The sequence below is a fragment of the Pseudoduganella guangdongensis genome (assembly GCF_009857475.1).
Classification (GTDB): domain Bacteria; phylum Pseudomonadota; class Gammaproteobacteria; order Burkholderiales; family Burkholderiaceae_D; genus Rugamonas; species Rugamonas guangdongensis.
This window is the reverse complement of sequence record NZ_WWCJ01000014.1, coordinates 88,761-107,206: the sequence shown is the minus strand read 5'-3', so window position 1 is coordinate 107,206 and position 18,446 is coordinate 88,761. Positions and strand designations below refer to the sequence as shown.

Sequence of the window (18,446 nt, the reverse complement as noted above, 5' to 3'; positions counted from 1 at the left end):
CAAGTCCCGTTCGGTAAACTAGATCCCGGGGGCGCCCGCTAATCGAGCAGCCCCAATTCGGCAGCGCGGCCGATGGCGTGGCGCGTCGAATACACCTCCAGCTTGGCCGCCACATTATTCAGGTGGAAGTAGGCTGTGCGTCGTCCGATTCCCAGGATCAGGCCAATTTCGGCGCAGGTCTTGCCAGCCGCACTCCATTTGATGCATTCGAGTTCGCGCTTGGACAGCTGCGGCGCCGGGGCGCGGCTTTGCTGGCTGAGCAGGCCGTCGGCCCGGCAATGCAAATGGGCGCCCAGCAGCACAAAGGTGGCGCGCAGCGCCGGCGAGGCCGCCAGGCGGCTGTCGGCTTTGCCATAAAAGTCGATCCGGCTGGCGCTATTGGTGCCGCGCATGCTCAAGCTCAGGCCGTGCTTGATGCCGGCCTTGCTCAGCAGCTGGTAGACCGGCGGCGCTGCCGATTGCGACAGTTGCACCGGCTGCCATTCGTGCGGAATCGCGGGCGAACGCAAGTGCCGGGTGACCGGATCGGCGGCCGCGCCCTCCTGGTCGCCGAACATCTGCAGCACGGTGTCGTCCAGCGTACCGGTGAGATGGGTACTGGCGCCGAGCGGACGGCCGTGTTCCAGCTTGAGCATGAAGTCGGTGGCGCCCAATGGCTCCAGGCATGCGCTGGCGCGCGCGCGCAAGCTGGCCCAGTCGCCGGCGTGGGCGATGGTGTCATAAGCGTCATCCGGCAAGTAAGCATCTGTGTCGCAGTGCACTCGGGGCTCCTCGCTGCTGGGTTGGGTTAAGCGGTGATTCACCGCGTCTTCGAAAAGTAAAACATACTTACCTTTTCATCAACAGTAATCAATATGTAACTTCCTCAGTGCAAGCTGCGTGCTCGAGCATGTGCGCGTACCAAAACTCAATTTCGGGCGACAAGCCAAGGCGGTTGTTCATCATGTGGATGTGCGAATCAAGCAGCGCTGCAATCGCGCGCGCCTGGCCCGGAACATCAATAACCACTTGGCCGCTTAGGGGACACTGCAACAAACCGCGGCAGGCCAACGCGCGCCATGCGGCGCTGGCCTGCTGCAATTGCGCCCACCATTCGCGAGCGAAGCCCTGCGGTGGCGCGCCGCCTTGCTGCAGGTGCCCGATCAATGCAAGGTAGTCCCTGCGTTGTATGGGCGAGACAAGTTGCGCCGCCGCCTGCAGGCTGCCGACCTCGCCGAGGATGGCCTGCCAGGTGCCTTGCATCTGCTGCAGGAACCCCAGCAAGCCGGCGCGGTCGCTGGTGGCAGCCGCCAGCGCCACGCAGGTCAGCAGCAGGCCCCGGCTGCGGCGCGCGTCGGCATCGGGCGCCGCCTCGACGACCCGCAGCGCCAGGGCGCTGGAAAAGGCGAACAGGCGCTCGCTGACCGCCAGCGCATGCGCACCGCCATAGCGCTGCAGTTCCGGCACGTAGGCGATCGCACGCACCGTGCCCTGCGGCAGCCAGCGACGCGCCTCGGCATCCACGTCGGGGCGTTCGAACACCATGTCGTCCGGATAGGCCTGCGGCCACTGCGCGCCAGCGCGCACGTAGCGCGCCAGTTGCGCACGCAAGCGCTCCCGCAGCGGCGCATAGATCTCTTCCCGCACATGCTGCAGGCGCAGCCGGAGGTGCGGCCCCTGTTCCCAATAGCGGATGTAGAACCAGCTCTCCAGCTGCCCGCCGCCGCGCAGCGCGGCCATCTCCGGTGCAATGACCTGCAGCAGGAATGCATCAGCCTGGGCCGGATCGGCCAGGAACAGGTGGATGGAGCGCCAGCCCATGGTGTTGTCCTCGTGATTCATGTGCCCGGAAGCGTCATTTCGATCTGCATTTCCGCGACGTGGTCGCGGCCCTGCCAGCGCACCGTGCCGCTGCCGGGCGCCGGCAGCGCCTCCTGGATACAGGCCGCCGCGCTGCTGGAGCGCAAGGCGGCCGCCAGCAGGCGCAGATGCGGCGGGCTGCCCAGGTCCAGGTAGAACGGTTTGCCGTCGAAGCGGGCGAATACCTGGTTGGGCAAGCCCTGCCGGCAGCGCAGCGCATGCACGGCGCGCGCAAAGGCCGGCAGCGGGCCGTGCGGGTCGGGCCAGCAGGTGCGCGGGATGATCCAGGTGCGGCGCGCGACGACCACGGTGCCGCTCGCAACGCGCGGCAGCTGCACGACCTCGCTGTCGCTGCCTGCCACGTGCTGGTGCAGTAGTTGCCACAGTTCCGGCACCGGGCTGGCGTTGCGCGCCAGCCATCGGTAAGGCGCGGGCAGGTTCCGCACTTGCAGGAAGCCGAAGTAATACAGCTCGTGCGCAACGCCGCCCGCATCCAGCACGTCGAGACGGTCGGTGGCAGCGTTGTAGACCAGGCGCAGCGCAGCCAGGCTGTGGCGCGCAACGCCGGCGCGGCCCGGCTGCGCGCCTGGCAGCAGCACTTCGCCGTCGGACAGGCGCGGGTGCAGGTTGCCGTTGAAACCGAACACGCCCGGCAATTCCAGGTACTTGCCATGCGGCGCGCGGCGGCCGATATAGCGCCGCACGCCGTCCAGTTCGTCCTCCGGCAGCTCGTCCAGGAAGCGCGACAGCAGCATTGAGCTGCCGCCGTACACGCGGTTGAGCACGAAACCGCGCGGCGCCGCATCGTTGTCGGTGCGCTGGCCAAAGAACACCTGCGATACGCCGCGCCGCCGCACCGGCGCCGGCAGGTGCTCGGCCTGCGCCCGGCACCAGGATGGGTCGAGCCGGCCGCCATTGGCCAGCATCGTGTCCAGCACCTGATGCTTCAGGGCCTGCATGGCGGGCGTCGGCGACAGCGGCCCCGTCTCCAGGCCGCACAGGAAGCCTTCGATATCGCCGCACACGCCCTCGGCGCCATAACGCGCGATGAAGCGTTGCGCCAGCCAGGATTGGGCCGCCGTATCCGGATCGAATAGCGGCTGCAGGGCCAGCCATGCCTGCAGGTCGTCCAGTACGGCGGACCAGCGTTGCGGGCACGCCTGCAGCGGCGCCCCGCCGATGCTGCAGTCTTCAAAGAAAAGCGGTGCGCGCGGCAGGCTGGCGCCCAGCGCGCCGGCCATATCGGCGGCGGCCGTTTCGATGCCCTGCCTCAGTGCGACCCGCTGCGCCAGGTCGGCCTGCTCGTATGGCCGGGCCTGCGCCTGCATCTGCGCGCCGGCCGCCAGCAGCGCGGCGCCGCCCGGCGCGGCCAGCGCGGGGGCCAGCCGCAACAAGTCGCTCAGCGCGTCGTCCTGCTGGTAGCGCGGCCACTGCGGGTGCAGCAGGTTAAGCGCCAGCATGGTCTCGACGAATTGCCGGGCCTCCGCTGCGTGCTGGGCCGGCAGCACGCGCGCCAGCGCCTGCGTCGCCGAGGCCAGGGTGAACGGCGCATCCAGCGCCGCCACGGTCGACAGGAAGGCCTGCAGCGGCGCGCTGAGCGGCACGCTGCGCTGCGGGTGGCCGGCGCCCCAGAATTTGCCGTGGCCGGCGTCCGTCCGGGCCAACTGCTGCCAGTGCAGGACGCCGTCTTCGCGGCGGATGGTGGGATTCAGAACCAGCGGGAAAGCGTCGCCCAGAGACTGCGGGCTGCGCCACACCGCTTCCAGCACATGCAACAGCAGGCTGTGGTTGAAGCGCAGTGCCAGGCGCGCCGTCCGGGCGCCAAGGTCGCAGCCAGCCCCGGCCCCTTCCTGCCAGCGCGCCACGGCGACCAGGGTGAAGGAGGACAGCGGGCTGGTCTTGAACGCGGCGCGCATGGCGAAATCAAGCAAGGTGGCCTGCAGGCGGCGCTCCGACTTGCTGTCGCCGGGCTGCGGCTCATGCAGCCAGCGCTGCAGCAAGCGGTACAACGCGGGATTGCTGTAATGGATGCCGCCCATCAGGGCCGGCGCCTGGCTGGCCGCGGCGCGCAGGCGCTGCAGCGCACGCCCGGCCTCCGCTTCGAAGACGGCGGCAAATCCTTGCTCGGCCGCTTGCAACTGCCCCGCCAACTGCGCCACCTCGCCCAGTAGCGCGCGCTGCGCCGGCGCAAACCAGTCGCACAGCAAGCGCTCGCCGAGGTGGAAGGGCTGGCCGTTGAAGGCCGCGCGCTTGGCCGCCAGCAGATCGCGCCGCGCCGCCCGCTCCTCGCCGGCCAGGAATACCGCGTGCTCGATGGCGCGGCAGGCCGCGTGCGCCAAGTGCGCCAGCCGCTCGCGCAAGGCCTGCATGTGCGCCAGGCTGGCAGCCGTCGCGCCATCATGCAAGTGCTGCCAGTCGGCGCACGGCTCGCCGGCGACCCGCAGCACCATATGCGGATGCAGCAGCCGCACGCCGGCGGCGGCTTGCGCTAGGGCGGCGCTCGGCTGCGGCGAAAACTGGTCCTTCGGCATGCGGCTCCCCTTTGCCTACGGCCGGTAGCTGACCGGCGGTTGCGAGGCGAACGGTTCGAACTTGCCGTTGTTGACCACCACCTTGGCCAGCTGCTTGGCGATCAGGTCGCCCTTGAGGTCGAACGTGTGCAGGCCGGTGACCCCGCGCCAGTCGCGCGTGGCGCGCAAGGCGGCAGCCACCTCGATCGGCGCCGTGCTGCGCGCAGCCGTCATGGCATGGGCCAGCAGCTTCAGCGTGTCATAGCCCTGCGCCGCCGTGGCGTCGGGCAGCTTGCCGTAGCGCGCCTGGTAGCGCTGGCCGAACGCCAGCACGTCCGGATGCGGATCGTTCTGGTTAAACAGCGAAAACACCACCGTGCCGTTGACACTCGGGCCGCCCAGTTTGATCAGGTCCGGCGAGTCCAGGCCGGCGCCGCCAAACACGGGCATCTGCAGGCCTGCGGCGCGCATGTCGCGCATGATCTGGCCGCCCTCCGGCAGCGAGCCGACAAAGAAAATGGCATCGATCTTCAGGAACGCGGCCCAGTTGCGCAAGGTGATGCTGCGGTCGCCGCCCCCCATGTCGTACGACTGGCGGTCGACCACGGTCATGCCAAGCTCATGCGCGCGCTGCTCAAAACAGTTGGCCAGGTCGACCCCGTAATCGTTCTTGATGTAATAGATGGCCACGCGCCGGTAACCCTGGGCCGCCGCGTAGTCGCCGATCTGGCGTCCCTGGTCGCGGTTGCCGGGCAGGCTGCGGAACACCAGCTTGCCGCCTTGCTCGGTCACCTTCTGGCCGCTGGCGCCGGGCGTGATCATCAGCAAACCGGCCCGTTCGTAGATCAGCGAGGCCGGCGCCGTGATGTAGCTGTTCAGGTGGCCGATCACGGCCGCCACGCCGGGGTCGTTGGCAATTTCCTGCGCCACCTGGCGGCCGGTACTCAGCGATCCGGCATCGTCCTTGAACAGCAGCTTGAGCTTGCGTCCGCCGAGGATGCCGCCGCCGCTGTTGATTTCATCGGCCGCCAGCTGCACGCCCTTGGCCAGGGTCGCCTTGCTCGACGTCAGCGGCCAGGCCACCGCCACCGTGATCTCGCCGCTTTGCGCGGCCAGCTGCTCGCTGCGCTGCTGCGCCAGCGAGGCCTGGTCGCACGCGCTCAGGGTAAACAGGGTCAACAACAGGACAAGCACGGTCTTCATGGCACTCCTTCAGGCTAGCTGGCGTTTGGCCAGTTCGGCGAACAAGCCGTCCTGGGCCATCAATTCTTGGTACGTGCCCGACTGCACCAGCTTGCCCTTGTCGAGCACGTAGATGCAGTCGGCGTTCATGATCGTGCTCAGGCGGTGGGCGATCACCACCCGCGTCGCCTTCAGCTGTTCCAGGCTGGCACTGACGATGGCCTGGCTCTGGTTGTCGAGCGCACTGGTCGCCTCGTCAAAGAACACGATCTTGGGCTGCGTCACGATGGCGCGTGCGATCAAGAGGCGCTGCCGCTGCCCGCCCGACAGCGTGGCACCGCCTTCGCTGACCAGGGTGTGCATGCCCATCGGCATGGCTTCGATATCGCGGTCCAGGCCGCAGGCGCGCGCCGCGGCCCAGGCATCCTCCAGGGTCAGGTTGCTGGCGCCGATGATGTTGGTGAAGATGTCGCCGCTCATCAGGCGGCCGCTCTGCAGCACCACGCCCATCTGGCGCCGCACCGCGCCGATATCGATCTCATTCAGGTTCTGCCCATCGACATACAGCCCGCCATTGCTGGGCTGCTCGAAGCCGAGCATCAGGCGCAGCAGGGTCGATTTGCCGGACCCCGACGAGCCGACCAGGGCCACGAACTGGCCGGGCGCAATCGACAGCGAGACGTCCTCGATCACCGGCGGGGCGTCGGCCGCATAGGCGAAGCGCACCTTGCTCAACTCGATCGCCCCGCTCAGCGCGCCGGGGTAAGGCTTGCTGGCGTCGACCTCCGGCAGCGCCGCCAGGATCGGCTTGGTGCGTTCGTAGGTGGCCGCCAGCGGCAGCAGGTCGATGCCGGTCTTGACCAGCGCCAACGCGGCGTTGAGGAAGATGGTCCAGGCCACGCTGAAGGCAATGAAGTCGCCGGTCGACAGGCGCGCCATCTCGGCCTTGGCATCGGCCAGCCCGATGCAGGCGAACAGCAGGGCATTCGACAGCAGCGGGAAGGCGGCATTGAACACGGCGGAACAATTGGCCAGGCTGCCGGCGCGCAGCGCCAGCCATTTCTGGCGGCCGAAGCTGGCGGCCCAGTTGGCAAAGGCGCGCGCTTCCGCGCCCGTGATGCGCAGCTTGGCCACGCCGCCCAGGTACTCGAACACCAGGCCGGCCACCTTGCCGTGCGCATCGGCCGCCTGGCGGCTGACGCCGGCACTTGCATAGCCGATCAGCAGGTTGACGCCCACCGCCAGCAGCAGCAGGCCCAGCGCCACCAGGGCCAGCTTGCTGCTGTAGTAGAACAGCAGGAAGATGTTGAGGGCGGCAAAGGCGCTGTTGATGGCGGTGGCGATCACCGTGCCCGACAGCGCCTGGCGGATCTCGTTGATGCCGTTGATGCGGGTCGACAGGTCGCCCGCGCTGTAGTCGCGGAAGAACGGCACCGGCAAACTCAGCACGCGGTCCCAGACCGCGGCCTGCAAGTCGCTGCTGGCCTTGCCCTCGATGCGCAGCATGGTCAGGGCGCGCGTCGCTTCCAGCAGCAGCGTGGCCAGGCTGGCCACGAACAGCATCAGCACCACCTGCACCATGCCCGGGCCGTCGGCGGCCGGGAACACGCTGTCGAACAGGTAGCCGCTGGCCAGCGGCATGGCCATGCCAAGCAAGGCGCTGGCCAGCGCGATGGCCGCCACCACGGCGATGTCGGGCCGCACGCTGCGCAGCAGGAAGCGCACGATGTCGCGCAGCGCCAGCGCCTGCGGCGGCAGGCCGGTGTAGAACACAAAGGCAAACGGCTTCAGCGCTTGGGCGAACTCCGCCGTCACCGGGCGCTCTTCCCCGCTGCCGGGGTCGATCCAGGTATAGCGTCCGCCGCGCGACGGCAGCAGCGCATGGGGAATGCAGGTGGCGTCGTTGAACGCCAGCAGCGGGCCATTGTCCTGCAGCCACCAGTCGCCCTTCAGCGTCACCTTGCGGTTGCGCACGCCCGACGCCTGGGCAATGGCCTTGACCGGGTCGCTGAAGCGGGTGTCGAGCGGCGCCGCGGCCGGCTTGAAGTCGATGCCCTGGCGCTGGCCGATCAGCTTGCACTCGGCCAGGATCAGGTTGCGGCCCTCCAGCGGCGCCATGCCGGGTGCCTGCTGGTGGAACAAGGTGACCAGCGAACCCAGCGCATCGCTCATGGCGCGGCTGCTGCGCGCGCGCTTGGTGTGCAGCCGCTCCAGCTCGGCGCTATCGGCTTGCTCGGCCTGTGCGATGGCGCTGCGGTGCAGGTGGTGCGCCAGCACGGCCACGCCCTCCAGCAGCGCGCTGCACGGCAGCTCCGGCGCCAGTGTGTCGATCGGTCCGGCCGCCAGCGCGCTGCCGGCGTCCATGGCCAGACGGCTGTTGGGCGGCAGCGGTACCGCGCGCGCCAGCGGCAGCGCCTCGCCGCCGCCATAGCGCAGGGCGCCCGCTTGCGGCCACAGCCACAGGCCCGGCGCGGCCGGCGCCATTTCCTGCGCCTGGTCTGCGCGGCAGGGGCCCGCCTCCAGCAGCCCGGCCGGCGCGCCGGTGCGCGGCGCCAGGCCGCTGGCGATGCTGGCGGCCAGCCAGTCAAGCTGCGCCAGCGCGCCGGCGCGCAGCGACGGCTCAGCCAGCAACGCCTGCACCTCATCGCGCGCGATGCAGCGGTAACGGGCGTCGGCGGCAGGCATCAGGGCCAGCGGCAGGCTGGCATGGCCGCAATCGTCGGGCAGCCACAGCAACTGCCCCGCTTCCACCGAGAACAGCAGGGTGCGCGCGCCCGCGCCGCCATGGTCGCCGGTGCGCACCAGGAACACGTCGACGCGGCCATATTCGATGAACCAGGCCGGAAAGCCGGGGCCGACCAGCTGCAGGCCGCGCGCGCTGCCTTCGCAGCCGCGCTGCAAGAGCTGCTGGTCCAGGCTGGGATCGTGTCGCTTATTCATTTGCCATCAGCCTCGCGTAGTGGCGATCCAGGGCCAGCAATGTGTCGTGGGTGCCGCGCTCGACCACCTGGCCACGCTCGAGCACAATGATTTCATCGCAGTCGCGGATCGAGCTCAGGCGATGCGCCACGATCAGGCAGGCGCAGCCGCGCCGGCGCAGGTTGGCGTCGACCAGTTGTTCGGTCAGCGGGTCGAGGGCGCTGGTCGCCTCGTCCAGGATCACCAGGCGCGGGTTGGCGGTCAGCGCGCGCGCAATTTCCAGGCGCTGCCGCTGGCCGCCGCTGAAGTTGGCGCCGCCTTCGCCGACCACGCCGTCATAGCCGCCGGCGCGCGCCGAGATGACATCGTGGATGCAGGCATCCTTGGCCGCCTCCACCATGACGGCATGCGCTACCGTGCTGTCCCACATGGTCAGGTTGTCGCGCACGGTGCCCGAGAACAGCGCGATATCCTGGTCCACCGCCGCCATCGAATTCAGCAGCTGCCAGCGCGGCCACTCCTGGCGCGGCTTGCCGTCGAACAGCACCGCGCCGTCCCACAGCTCGTACAGGCCCAGCACCAGTTTGGCAATGGTCGACTTGCCGCAGCCGGAACCGCCCACCAGCGCCACCCGCTGGCCAGGCTTGACCAGCAGGTTGAAATCCTTCAGCAGCGGCGGGCCCAGGCGGCTGTAGCCGAAGGTGACGTTGCGCAGTTCCAGGCAGCCTTCCAGCTTGGCGCTGGCCACGGTCTGCTGCTGGCGGTCCATGGCGGCAATGTCTTCGCAGGGATAGCGCATCACGTCGTCGAGCCGGCCCATATCGCCCTGGAACGACTGGATCTTGCCGCCCAGCGCCACCAGGTTGTTGACCGGAAGCGTAAAGCTGGCCACCAGCGCCTGGAACGCCACCAGCGTGCCGATGGTCATGACGCCGTCCATCACGCGCATGCCGCCCATCCCCAGCAGGAGCGCGCCGTTGACGGCGGTCAGGAACTTGGGCAGCAGGTCGAGCGCGATCGAGCTGCGGAACATGGCCTGGGTCGAATTCATCAAGCGCGCCTGGTAGCCGGCCCAGCGGCTGAAGAAGTCCGACTCCGCCCCCGATGCCTTCAGCGACTCGATCAGCGCCAGCCCGTTCAGCGAGGTGCCGGACACCTTGCCCTGGTCGATGGCCAGCTTTTGCGTCAGTTCGACCCGGCGCTGCGAGACGTAGCGCAACACCAGCATATTGACGATCACGATGGCGATGGTCAGCAGGCTCATCGTCACGTCGTAGAACAGCATGATGGCGGCAAAGAACAGCGCGGTCAGCACGCTCAGCACGCCGCCGGCCAGGTCGGCCGACAGGATCTTGGCCACTTCGTCGTTGATGCCGACGCGCGCGCCGATGTCGCCGGCCGAACGCTGGTTATAGAACGAGAGCGGCAGGCGCAGCACGTGCCAGAAGAAGGACGCGGCCGTGGTCAGGCCGATGCGCATTTCCAGCTTCAGCAGGTAGTAGCGCTGCAGCCAGGTCAGCGCCGCCAGCACGGCCGCCGTGGCCAGCATGCCGGCAATCAGCGGCAGCGCCCAGGTGTCGAGGCCGCCCACCAGCACCTGGTCGATGAAGACCGAAGTGAAGGCCGGGATCACCAGGCCGGGCAGCACCAGGGCCAGCCCCACCAGCACCAGGTAACTGACCGCCGTGCGCGCCCCGACCAGGCGCCGGCGCAACCCGTCGAACAGGCTGGGCGGCTGGCCCGAGGGCTGGAACTGCGGCCCCGGTTCGAAGGTCAGCACGACGCCGGTGAAGGACTGGTCGAATTCCGCGGCCGACACGGTGCGCCGGCCGTAGCCGGGATCGTTGATGTAGACCTGGTCGCCGTCGAACCCGTCCAGCACCACGTAATGGTTGAAGTTCCAGAAGATGATGGCCGGCAGCCTGACCGCGCGCAAGCCCTGCGGTTCGGCGCGGAAGCCCTGCGCCTGCAGGCCGAACTGGCGCGCCGCCGCCAGGATGTTGTTGGCCTTGCTGCCGTCGCGCGACACGCCGCAGGCGATGCGCAGCTGCTCGAGGGCGATGTACTTCTTGTAATAGCTGAGCACCATGGACAGCGAGGCGGCGCCGCATTCCACCGCCTCCATCTGCAGCACGGACGGGGTGTGCACGCCGCGCTTGCCGGCGCTGGCCAGCCGGCGCCAGGCGCGCTGCAGGGTTGCGAGCAGCGCCTTCATTCGAGCCCGGCCACTTTCTTCAGGAAGGGGATCACCAGCGCCACCGGACGTTGTTCGGCCAGCGTGATCGCCGCCGAACAGGCCGTATTGCTCTGCAGGGCGAACGGCGGCCCGCTGCGGGTCGACCATTCATAGCGGCTGACATTGGCGGCGGCCGGCTTGAGCGCGGCCATGATCTGGATCGGCGCCTGGGTGCCCGACAGCTGCTGCACCAGCTTGTCGTTGCCGAACACCCGCATCAGGCCCTGCTGGGTCGACGGATAGCTGGCCACGGCAGTCACGAAGGCCGGCAGGTAGCCGAACTCCTCGCGCTTGGCGGTGCTGGGGCTGATCTCCACCTTCATGCCGCCGCGGACTTTCTTGCCGTCGGCGGCCGGCAGGTACACATAGGCTTCCAGCTCATTGACGTCGAGGCCGGACGATTCGATGGTCAGGATGTCGGTGCCGCGCTCGACCAGCTGGCCCTCATTGGCCTTGACCTCCAGCACGCGCCCGGAATACGGGCTGACGATGGCGGTCAGGTGTTCGGCGTCGCGCACCAGCAGGCCGGTCGCGCGCCGGGCATCTTCCAGCGCATTGGCGGCCTGCGCCACCTCGTTGTCGCTCTGGCGCTGCGCCTCCAGGCGCGACACTTCCAGCTGTTTGAGCTGGCCGCGCAGAGTCTGCGCCTCGACTTCGATGGCCGCCTGCTCCAGCTGCGATGCCAGCAGGGTCTGCTTGGTGATCAGACCCTGCTGGTACAGGTTGCCCTGCGACTCGATGCGTTCCTTGACCAGCGCCAGGCGCTGCGCCACCGACTGCAATTGCTGCTCCAGGTTGCGGGTCTGCTGCAGCGTGCTGGCCTGCCGCAGCAGCGCCGCCTGCGCCGCCACCGACCGCACCTGGGCATGCCGTTCCGCCGCCTCTTTCAGGCGCGCCTCGCTGGCCAGGATTTTCGGCAGCAGGTCCGGCAGCTCGACGCGGCCGATGATCTGGCCGCGCGCCACCTGGTCGCCGACCGCCACCGACAGGTCGGACAGGCGGCCGCTGGCCGCCGTCGTCAACAGGTTGACGCCGCCGCTCTTGAGCAGGATGCATTGCTGCGCCGTCAGCTTGGTCGGCAGGCGCCCGAACACGCTCCACACGCTCACGGTCGCCAGCAGCAAGCCGATGCCGGCCAGCGCCAGCCAGCCCTTGGCCGAGGTCACCTGCAGCAGGCAGTCGAGTTCTTCGGGGGACGACAGGCGGTTCAGCGCGACCTGGCGGAAGATGGTTTTGTTGGTCATGGTCGGTTCCGTTGCATCAGGGAGGCGGCGCCAGCTGGCTGGCCAGCGGGCCCAGTCCGGCCAGCTCGGCCGGGTCGAGTTCGAAGCGGGTGCCCGCCACGGGCAGCAGGGTGCCGCTCTCGTAGCGCAGGCGCGCCATCGCTTGCGCATACGCCAGGTAGGTCTGCAGGTAACTGGTGCGCGCGTTGATGAAGCGGCTCTCCACATTGATCACGTCGATCAGGGTGGCAATGCCGTTCTTCTGCTTCACCATTTCCTGGCCCACGGCGCGCTCGTACAGGGCCAGCGCCTGCTGCGCCACCTGCAGCTGGGCGGAGCGGGTGGCCAGGCTGGCGACCGCACTGTCGATGCCGGCCGCCACGGCCGCCTCCAGGTCGCGCTGCCGCAGCGCCGCCTGTTCGAGCTGGGCGGCCCGTTCGCGCAAGGTACCGCGCGCCGCATTGTTTTGCAGCGGGAATTCGTAGACCAGGCGCGCCGAGAGCGACGCCCCGTGCTGCACCCGGCCCGCTTCGCCCCACCAGGGATAGCGGTTGCTGCCGTCGTGCGCCTTGGCATACCCGACGCCCAGCTGCAGGTTCAGGTCGGGCAGCAGGCGGTGCTGCGCCGCCTCGGTCTGGCGCTGGGCCGCCGCCACCTGCGCGCCCAGCGCCGCCAGGTCCGGGCGGCGCTGCCGGGCGGCTGTGCGCAGCTGAATCAGCTGCGCCTCGGCCGGCATGCCGATGGCCAGGATGGCCGGCAGCGCATCGGCCGGCGCGGCCAGGGCGGCGATGGCGGCGCCGTCCATGCCCAGCAGGCGGCCCAGCGCAATGCGCGCCTCGCTCAGCGCCAGCGCGGCAGCCTGGCGGCTGGCGACGCGGTCGGCCAGGTCGGCTTGCAGCAGCACCAGGTCGCCGCGCGGCTTTTCCGCCGCGTCGACCAGCTTTTGGGTGGAGGCCAGCAGCTCGCGGCTGCGCTGCTCGCTGTCGCGCGCCACCTGCTCCAGCGCAAACTGGATGGCGTAGGCCCAGTAGGCCGACAGCGTGCGGTGCAGGGCCTGCGCCGCGCTGTCGCGCAGCGCCAGCTCACTAGCCTGCAGCTGCAGGCTGGCGGCGTCCTCGATGGCCGCCACCTCGCGCCCGCCGCGCCCGCGCAGCAGGGGCAGGTTCAGCGTCACGCCCAGGGTCACCGTGGCGGGCGCCTGCGCCCCTGGCAGCGCGCTGTCCTGGTAGGACTTGGCGTCCAGCGACGCGCCCAGCGTGGGGCCGCTGCGCAACTGCTTGCGGGCGCCGGCCCGGTAGCCGGCGCTATAGGTGGTGCCCTGCAGGGCGCCGGGCAAGGGGCTGGGCACCTGCTGGCGCGCATATTCGGCGCCGGCGCCCAGCACCGTATCGAACTGGCCGGTGGCCTGCTGCAGCTGGCCGCGCGCCGCTTCCGTGGCCGCCTGCTGCACTTGCAGGTCGGGGTTGGCCGACAAGGCCCGGTGCAGCGCGTCCACCAGCCGCAGCGGCGGCGCCGCGGCGTAGGCGGCCGGGCTGCCGGCCAGCGCCATTGCCAGCGCGGCGCACACGCCGCGCCGCTTGCGATCAGGTCGTTCCATGGATCAGCTCAATCTGGGAGAGGGGCGGCCGCCCTGGGCGGCGCGCGGCCTGCGCTATTCGCGGGCGTCGATGGTGGCCGCCGGCGTGATCAGCTCGGCGAACTTCATGACCGACAGCGGCGGATAGATGCCGAGCGACTTGGCGGCGTTCATGTTCACCAGATAGGTGAAGCGCTTGAGCGAATCAATCGGGATCTGGGCCGGCGCCATCTTCTTCGACAGGATCTGGTCCGCCTTGTAGGCCGCCAGCTCGCCGACGTTGGCATAGGTGCTGACCAGCCCGAACAGCGCGCCCTCCTCGCGGATCGGCGCCTCGGTGGCGGCAAACACCGGGATGCCGGCGCCATGCGCGGCGCGCACGGCCACCCCGGCATGCTTGATCAGGAATGAGTCCGACGGGATATAGATGAACTCCGGCTTGCGCGCCACCAGGGCGCGCATCGCCACCCCGATGTCGTCCACGGTCGGCTGCTTGGCGCCGTCCACCTTGAGCGGCATCAGTTGCAGCGAGAGCGACAGCGACGGCGCCGTCTTCTCCAACTCGCGCACCGCCAGCACCGAGTTGCGTTCATTCGGGTTGTAGATCACGCCCAGCGAACGGGTGCGGCGCATCGCGTCCAGCGCCTGCAACTGGGCGCGCAGCGGCACCATGTGCGACGCCCCGGTCAGGTTGCGGCCCGACGATTGCAAGCTGCTGACCAGGCCGGCGCCCACCGGGTCGGCCACGATGTCGAACACGATCGGGATGTCGGTGATGTGGCGCGCCGCATCGGTGGCGCCTTCCAGCCCGGCCACCGCGGCCGTCACCGTGGTGCCGAAGGTGTAGATCAGGTCAGGCTTCGACTGCCGGGCCTCGAGCACGAACTCGGCGATCCGGGCCGGGTCGGCCTGGGCGTCGCGGATGATGAACTCGGCCGGGATCTTGCGCCGCTTGAAGTAGTCCATGAAGCCTTTTTCGGCATCGGTCTCGCCCCGGTACAACATCATCATGATGCGATACGGCCGCGCGGCAGGCGCCGTCGGTTCCGGCGCGGCCTTGGCGGCCGCGGTTGCACATACAAATGCCAGCAACAACAGTTGACGCAAACGCATTGACGGTCCTCTTCACACTTTATCCCGCAACGCTGGCGGCACGGGATGGGTTACGTTCAAACCAGAAAAACATCGCAGTAAAGCTGGTGATGCAGACGAAGCACAGCAGGCCGATGCCCAGGAAGGCGCCGCGATAGCCATAGTGGGAAATCAGCAGCGCGGCAATCACCGGCCCCAGCACGTTGCCGAGCCGCTCGACCAGGCGGAAGATGCCGGTGGCGGTGCCGGCGCCCACTTCCGCCACCACTTCCTTGCAAAAGTCATTGATCAGCGCCAGTTGCGGCGAGACCCCGATCGCATGCGCAATGCCCAGCAGGGTGATACTGATCAGCAGGCCCAGCGTGCTGTCGTTGACATAGATGACCAGCATGGCCAGCGCCGCCGCATAGCCGCCCACGGTGACGAACCAGCGCAGGTGGCCGATGCGGTCGGCCAGCTTGGCAGCCAGCGGCGACAGCACGATGATGGCCAGGCCGTACGCCATCATCACGCGCCCGGTGGTGGACTGGCTGTTGCCAAGCAGGCTCAGGTACAACGGCACCGTGTAGTACAGGAAACCGGTCAGCGCAATCTTGGCCGGCACCGCCGCCAGGAAGGTGATGGCGGCAAATTTCTTATTGCGCAGCAGGCGCTGCACATCGGCCAGCGCCAGCGAACGGCGCGCCGCCCCGCCGGGCTTGGCCGGCGACAGGAAGCGCAGCACGAACAGCGCCGCCGCTGCGCTCAGCAGCGCCGACAGCAGGATGGTCGGCCCGTGCCCCAGGCGGTCCGACAGGATGCCGCCGATGGCCGAACCGGACAGCGAGCCGGCAAAGAAGCTCGACAGGAACACCGCCATGCCGCGCGTGCGCTGGGCCGGTGGCGTATTGTTGGCAACATAGCCTTGCGCCGTGATGAATACCAGCCCGTAGCCGAGCGCGGTCAGGCAGCGCCACAGCAGCAGGTCGTACAGGCTTTGGGCGAAGGCGGTCAGCACCAGGCCGGCCGTGGTGATGGCCGCCCCCACCACGAAGGCCTTGCGGTGGCCGACACGGTCGCTCCACATGCCGGCCCACGGCATCGACAGCGCCCAGGTGAACATGAAGATGGAAATCGGCAAGCCCACCACCACACTCTTCGACAGACCCATGTCCGGCGCATAGAATTGGCCGACGTAGACCGGGAAGAAGGACAGCGACAGCGAATCGGCAAAGATCAGCAGGAAAAATGGCCAGCGGATATGTGCCAGCGCCGACGCATGCAGGGTCTGGCGCGCCCCCGGCTCATGCAGCGTAAGCTTGGCCAGGCTGGCGCGCGCCGCTGCCGGCAAGCGCTGGCAGCGCACATTGATCTCGGCCACGATACGGTTGAAATGGGCATTGAGCTGGCCGATGCCGCCCAGGCGGTCGGGCGGCAGGTAGTGCGAGTAATCGCCCTCGCGCACGCGCGCCACGAACACGCGGATCACATCGGCCGGGGTGGCGATGGCGAAGGTCAGCACGAAGCGCATCAGCTCCAGCGCAATGAGGCCCGCCACCACCAGCGTGGTCAGGACGTCGTAGCTGACTTCGCGCATCTGCTGCTCGACGAAGCTGGCGCGCTGGCCCAGGTGCAGGGTGCCGACCCGCACCTGGCCGAACACCAGCGGCACCGCGGTATTGAAATAGGGACCAAGGCGCTCGGTGACCGCGTCGGTGGGGCTGGCGCCAGCGGCGTGCAGCGCGGGCTGCTCGGCCAGGGCGTCGAAGCCGCTGCGGTACAGCGGCTGGCCGGCCTGGCCGCTGACCTGCATGTAGACGATGCTGGGGTTATTCTCGCGCACCTGGCCGAGGTATTCCTCGACACCGGTCATGGCATGGAATGGCACCCCGTTGGCATGCGCCTTCTGCATCACATGCGCCACCGAATGGCTGACGGTGGTCACCGTGCGCGCCATCTCGGGCGGCAGGCCCTGCGAAAAATCACGCCAGGCAAACCACGACAGCAGCAATGCCGACAGCACCAGCAGGGTGGCCGACAGGATCACCAGGCGCAGCTGCAGTTGCTTCATGCCTCCTCCTTGTCGCCCAGGGCGGCCAGCGCCCGCCGCGCAGCCAGTTCATTCTCGAGCACGGCGATGCCGCCCACCACGCGCTGGCTCAGTTCCGCAAACTCATTGATCTCCTGCGCCGCTTCGGCGCCCAGCACATCGCCCGCCAGCAGCGCCGGCGCGCTGCTGCCCGCCACGGCGTCGATGGTGGTGGCGGCGCCGGCCAGCGCGCTGGCCAGCTTGCGCGTCACCAGGTAGACGCCGCCAAAGGTCAGCAGCACCACGCACAGCAGGGTAATCGCCACGTTGACCGCCAGCTTGCGCTGCATATCGCTGACGGCCGCCTCGATCGCCAGCCGGTCGTAGCCGACCACCACGGCGCCGGACTTGATGTGGAAATTGTTCTCAAACGGGACACCCACCTCCATGCTGTCGGCATCGCTGGACTGCCAGTAGGCGTCGGCCGCGGTGCGCGCCAGGCGCGAGCGCCACTCGGCGGCGCGGGCGCGGATGTCGCCATCGCCGATGACGGCGCCGGCATCGTCGATCACGCCGATGTAGCGGATGCCGCTGCCATCGCGCGCCGCTTCCCCGATGGCCGGCAGCAGGCGCATATTGGCGCCCGGGTCCAGCCCCACATTCAAGCCGCCCAGCACGGTCTGGCGCACGTCCTTGGCGACGATCAGGTTGCGCGTCAGGTTCTGTTCCAGGAAGGCTTTGCGGTAGTTCGAATAATTGAGGTAGGAGATCAGTACCAGCACCAGGGCGATCACCATCACCAGCAAGATGCTGATGCGCAGCCACAGCACGTGGCGGCTGGCTGCCTGCTCCGGATCCCGCTGGCGATTGGCTGCGTGGCTAGGCATCGGGCGGGCTCCTAGGCTGCCTGGACTTCGGTGCCAGCGCCGTACAGGCGCAGCGCGGCGCGGTATTCGCGCAGGTGTTCGCTGGTCCAGTTTTCCAGCCCTTGCAACAGCTGCGCGCCCTGTTCGGTGGTTTGCGCGCCGTCGCGGATGGCATTCCAGCAGTCGTCCAGCCGTTCCGACCATTTGCCGACATAGCGCATATAGGCGGCGGCGCGGCCGGCATCGTGCGGCACCAGCTTGAGCGTGGCGGCGGCGGCGGACAGGAAGGAGGCATAGCCGTGGATGCAGGCCAGCATCGGGCGCCCGATCGGCCCCGGCATGTAGGGCTGCATGGTGTCGGCGTAGCTGTTGACGATGGAGCGGTGCAGTTGCTCCTTGTCGTTCAGGATGAACGCTTCGCCGCCGTCCAGGAACGAGCGATGCGAACCCAGGCCAAGGGTGATCAGCTTCTGGTGCATCATTTCATGGATGATGCCGCGCAAGGCCACGGCGGGATCGGCGCAAATGGAGGTCAGCACGATCCAGGCGCCGGGATAGCGCGCGGTGGGGCACAGGGTGGACACCTCGGTGTTGTTGCGCAGCTCGACGCCGGTCAGGACATCCAGCAGTCCGCTAATGGAAGTATGCATGGCCGGCGCGGCCTGCCGCGTCGCCACGTCCAGCACCGCATAATGGGAAACCGTTTCGCACGGCACTTCGTTTTCAAATTGCCGGGGGCGCCAGCGCCCCGCCACGACCTGCTGGCCGAACACGCGGAACATGCCGGGCACCTCTTGCCTGGCGAAACCGTCGGCCTGCTTCAACGCGAGGAAGGCTTCGACATCGTAGCCGTCTTCCTGCGGCTGCATGACCCGGCTATAGTCCACGTTGCTGCGATCCATACGCTACTCCAGTAGGCGGAAAAATCCAGTACAAATGCTGTCGCTGAGTTCTGGCGGCTGGCAGGCAGCGGCGCGGTGCCGGCGTGCCGGCCA

General features: G+C 68.7%; 12 protein-coding genes. All 12 read right to left on the bottom strand.

Features of this window, described 5'->3' with window-relative positions:
- Nucleotides 1-38 precede the first annotated feature (38 nt).
- Nucleotides 39-761, bottom strand: coding sequence for a helix-turn-helix transcriptional regulator (locus tag GTP41_RS19060; protein ID WP_161027166.1), 723 nt, complete (start codon nucleotides 759-761; stop codon nucleotides 39-41).
- Nucleotides 762-849: 88 nt separating this feature from the next.
- Complete coding sequence (locus tag GTP41_RS19055) at nucleotides 850-1,821, bottom strand: thiopeptide-type bacteriocin biosynthesis protein (RefSeq protein ID WP_161027165.1); 972 nt, start codon at nucleotides 1,819-1,821, stop codon at nucleotides 850-852.
- Nucleotides 1,818-4,370, bottom strand: a complete 2,553-nt coding sequence (locus GTP41_RS19050; RefSeq protein ID WP_161027164.1) for a lantibiotic dehydratase — start codon at nucleotides 4,368-4,370, stop codon at nucleotides 1,818-1,820. Before GTP41_RS19050 ends, GTP41_RS19055 begins: the two co-directional genes overlap by 4 nt.
- Before the next feature lie 15 nt (nucleotides 4,371-4,385).
- Nucleotides 4,386-5,552, bottom strand: a complete 1,167-nt coding sequence (locus tag GTP41_RS19045) for an ABC transporter substrate-binding protein (protein ID WP_161027163.1) — start codon at nucleotides 5,550-5,552, stop codon at nucleotides 4,386-4,388.
- Between the two features lie 9 nt (nucleotides 5,553-5,561).
- Nucleotides 5,562-8,471, bottom strand: a complete 2,910-nt coding sequence (locus GTP41_RS19040; RefSeq protein WP_161027162.1) for an NHLP bacteriocin export ABC transporter permease/ATPase subunit — start codon at nucleotides 8,469-8,471, stop codon at nucleotides 5,562-5,564.
- The gene (locus GTP41_RS19035) at nucleotides 8,464-10,665 is read right to left on the bottom strand and encodes an NHLP family bacteriocin export ABC transporter peptidase/permease/ATPase subunit (protein WP_161027161.1); all 2,202 of its coding nucleotides are present in this window, start codon (nucleotides 10,663-10,665) and stop codon (nucleotides 8,464-8,466) included. The genes GTP41_RS19040 and GTP41_RS19035 overlap by 8 nt, the downstream gene beginning before the upstream one ends.
- Nucleotides 10,662-11,930: an NHLP bacteriocin system secretion protein gene (locus GTP41_RS19030; protein WP_161027160.1), complete on the bottom strand. Its 1,269-nt coding sequence runs from the start codon at nucleotides 11,928-11,930 to the stop codon at nucleotides 10,662-10,664. The genes GTP41_RS19035 and GTP41_RS19030 overlap by 4 nt, the downstream gene beginning before the upstream one ends.
- A 16-nt stretch (nucleotides 11,931-11,946) precedes the next feature.
- Nucleotides 11,947-13,506 (bottom strand): TolC family protein, encoded by a 1,560-nt coding sequence (locus GTP41_RS19025; RefSeq protein WP_161027159.1) that lies wholly within the window; start codon nucleotides 13,504-13,506, stop codon nucleotides 11,947-11,949.
- Nucleotides 13,507-13,560: 54 nt separating this feature from the next.
- Entirely contained in the window at nucleotides 13,561-14,598 is a 1,038-nt protein-coding gene (locus tag GTP41_RS19020) for an ABC transporter substrate-binding protein (RefSeq protein WP_161027158.1), read from the bottom strand.
- A 19-nt stretch (nucleotides 14,599-14,617) separates the two neighbouring features.
- On the bottom strand, nucleotides 14,618-16,627 hold the full coding sequence (locus GTP41_RS19015) for an MFS transporter (RefSeq protein ID WP_161027157.1): 2,010 nt from the start codon (nucleotides 16,625-16,627) through the stop codon (nucleotides 14,618-14,620).
- A complete protein-coding gene (locus GTP41_RS19010) occupies nucleotides 16,624-17,472 on the bottom strand; it encodes a hypothetical protein (protein WP_161027156.1) in 849 nt (282 codons plus the stop codon). Before GTP41_RS19010 ends, GTP41_RS19015 begins: the two co-directional genes overlap by 4 nt.
- Before the next feature lie 11 nt (nucleotides 17,473-17,483).
- Entirely contained in the window at nucleotides 17,484-18,353 is an 870-nt protein-coding gene (locus GTP41_RS19005) for a hypothetical protein (RefSeq protein ID WP_161027155.1), read from the bottom strand.
- Between the last annotated feature and the right edge of the window lie 93 nt (nucleotides 18,354-18,446).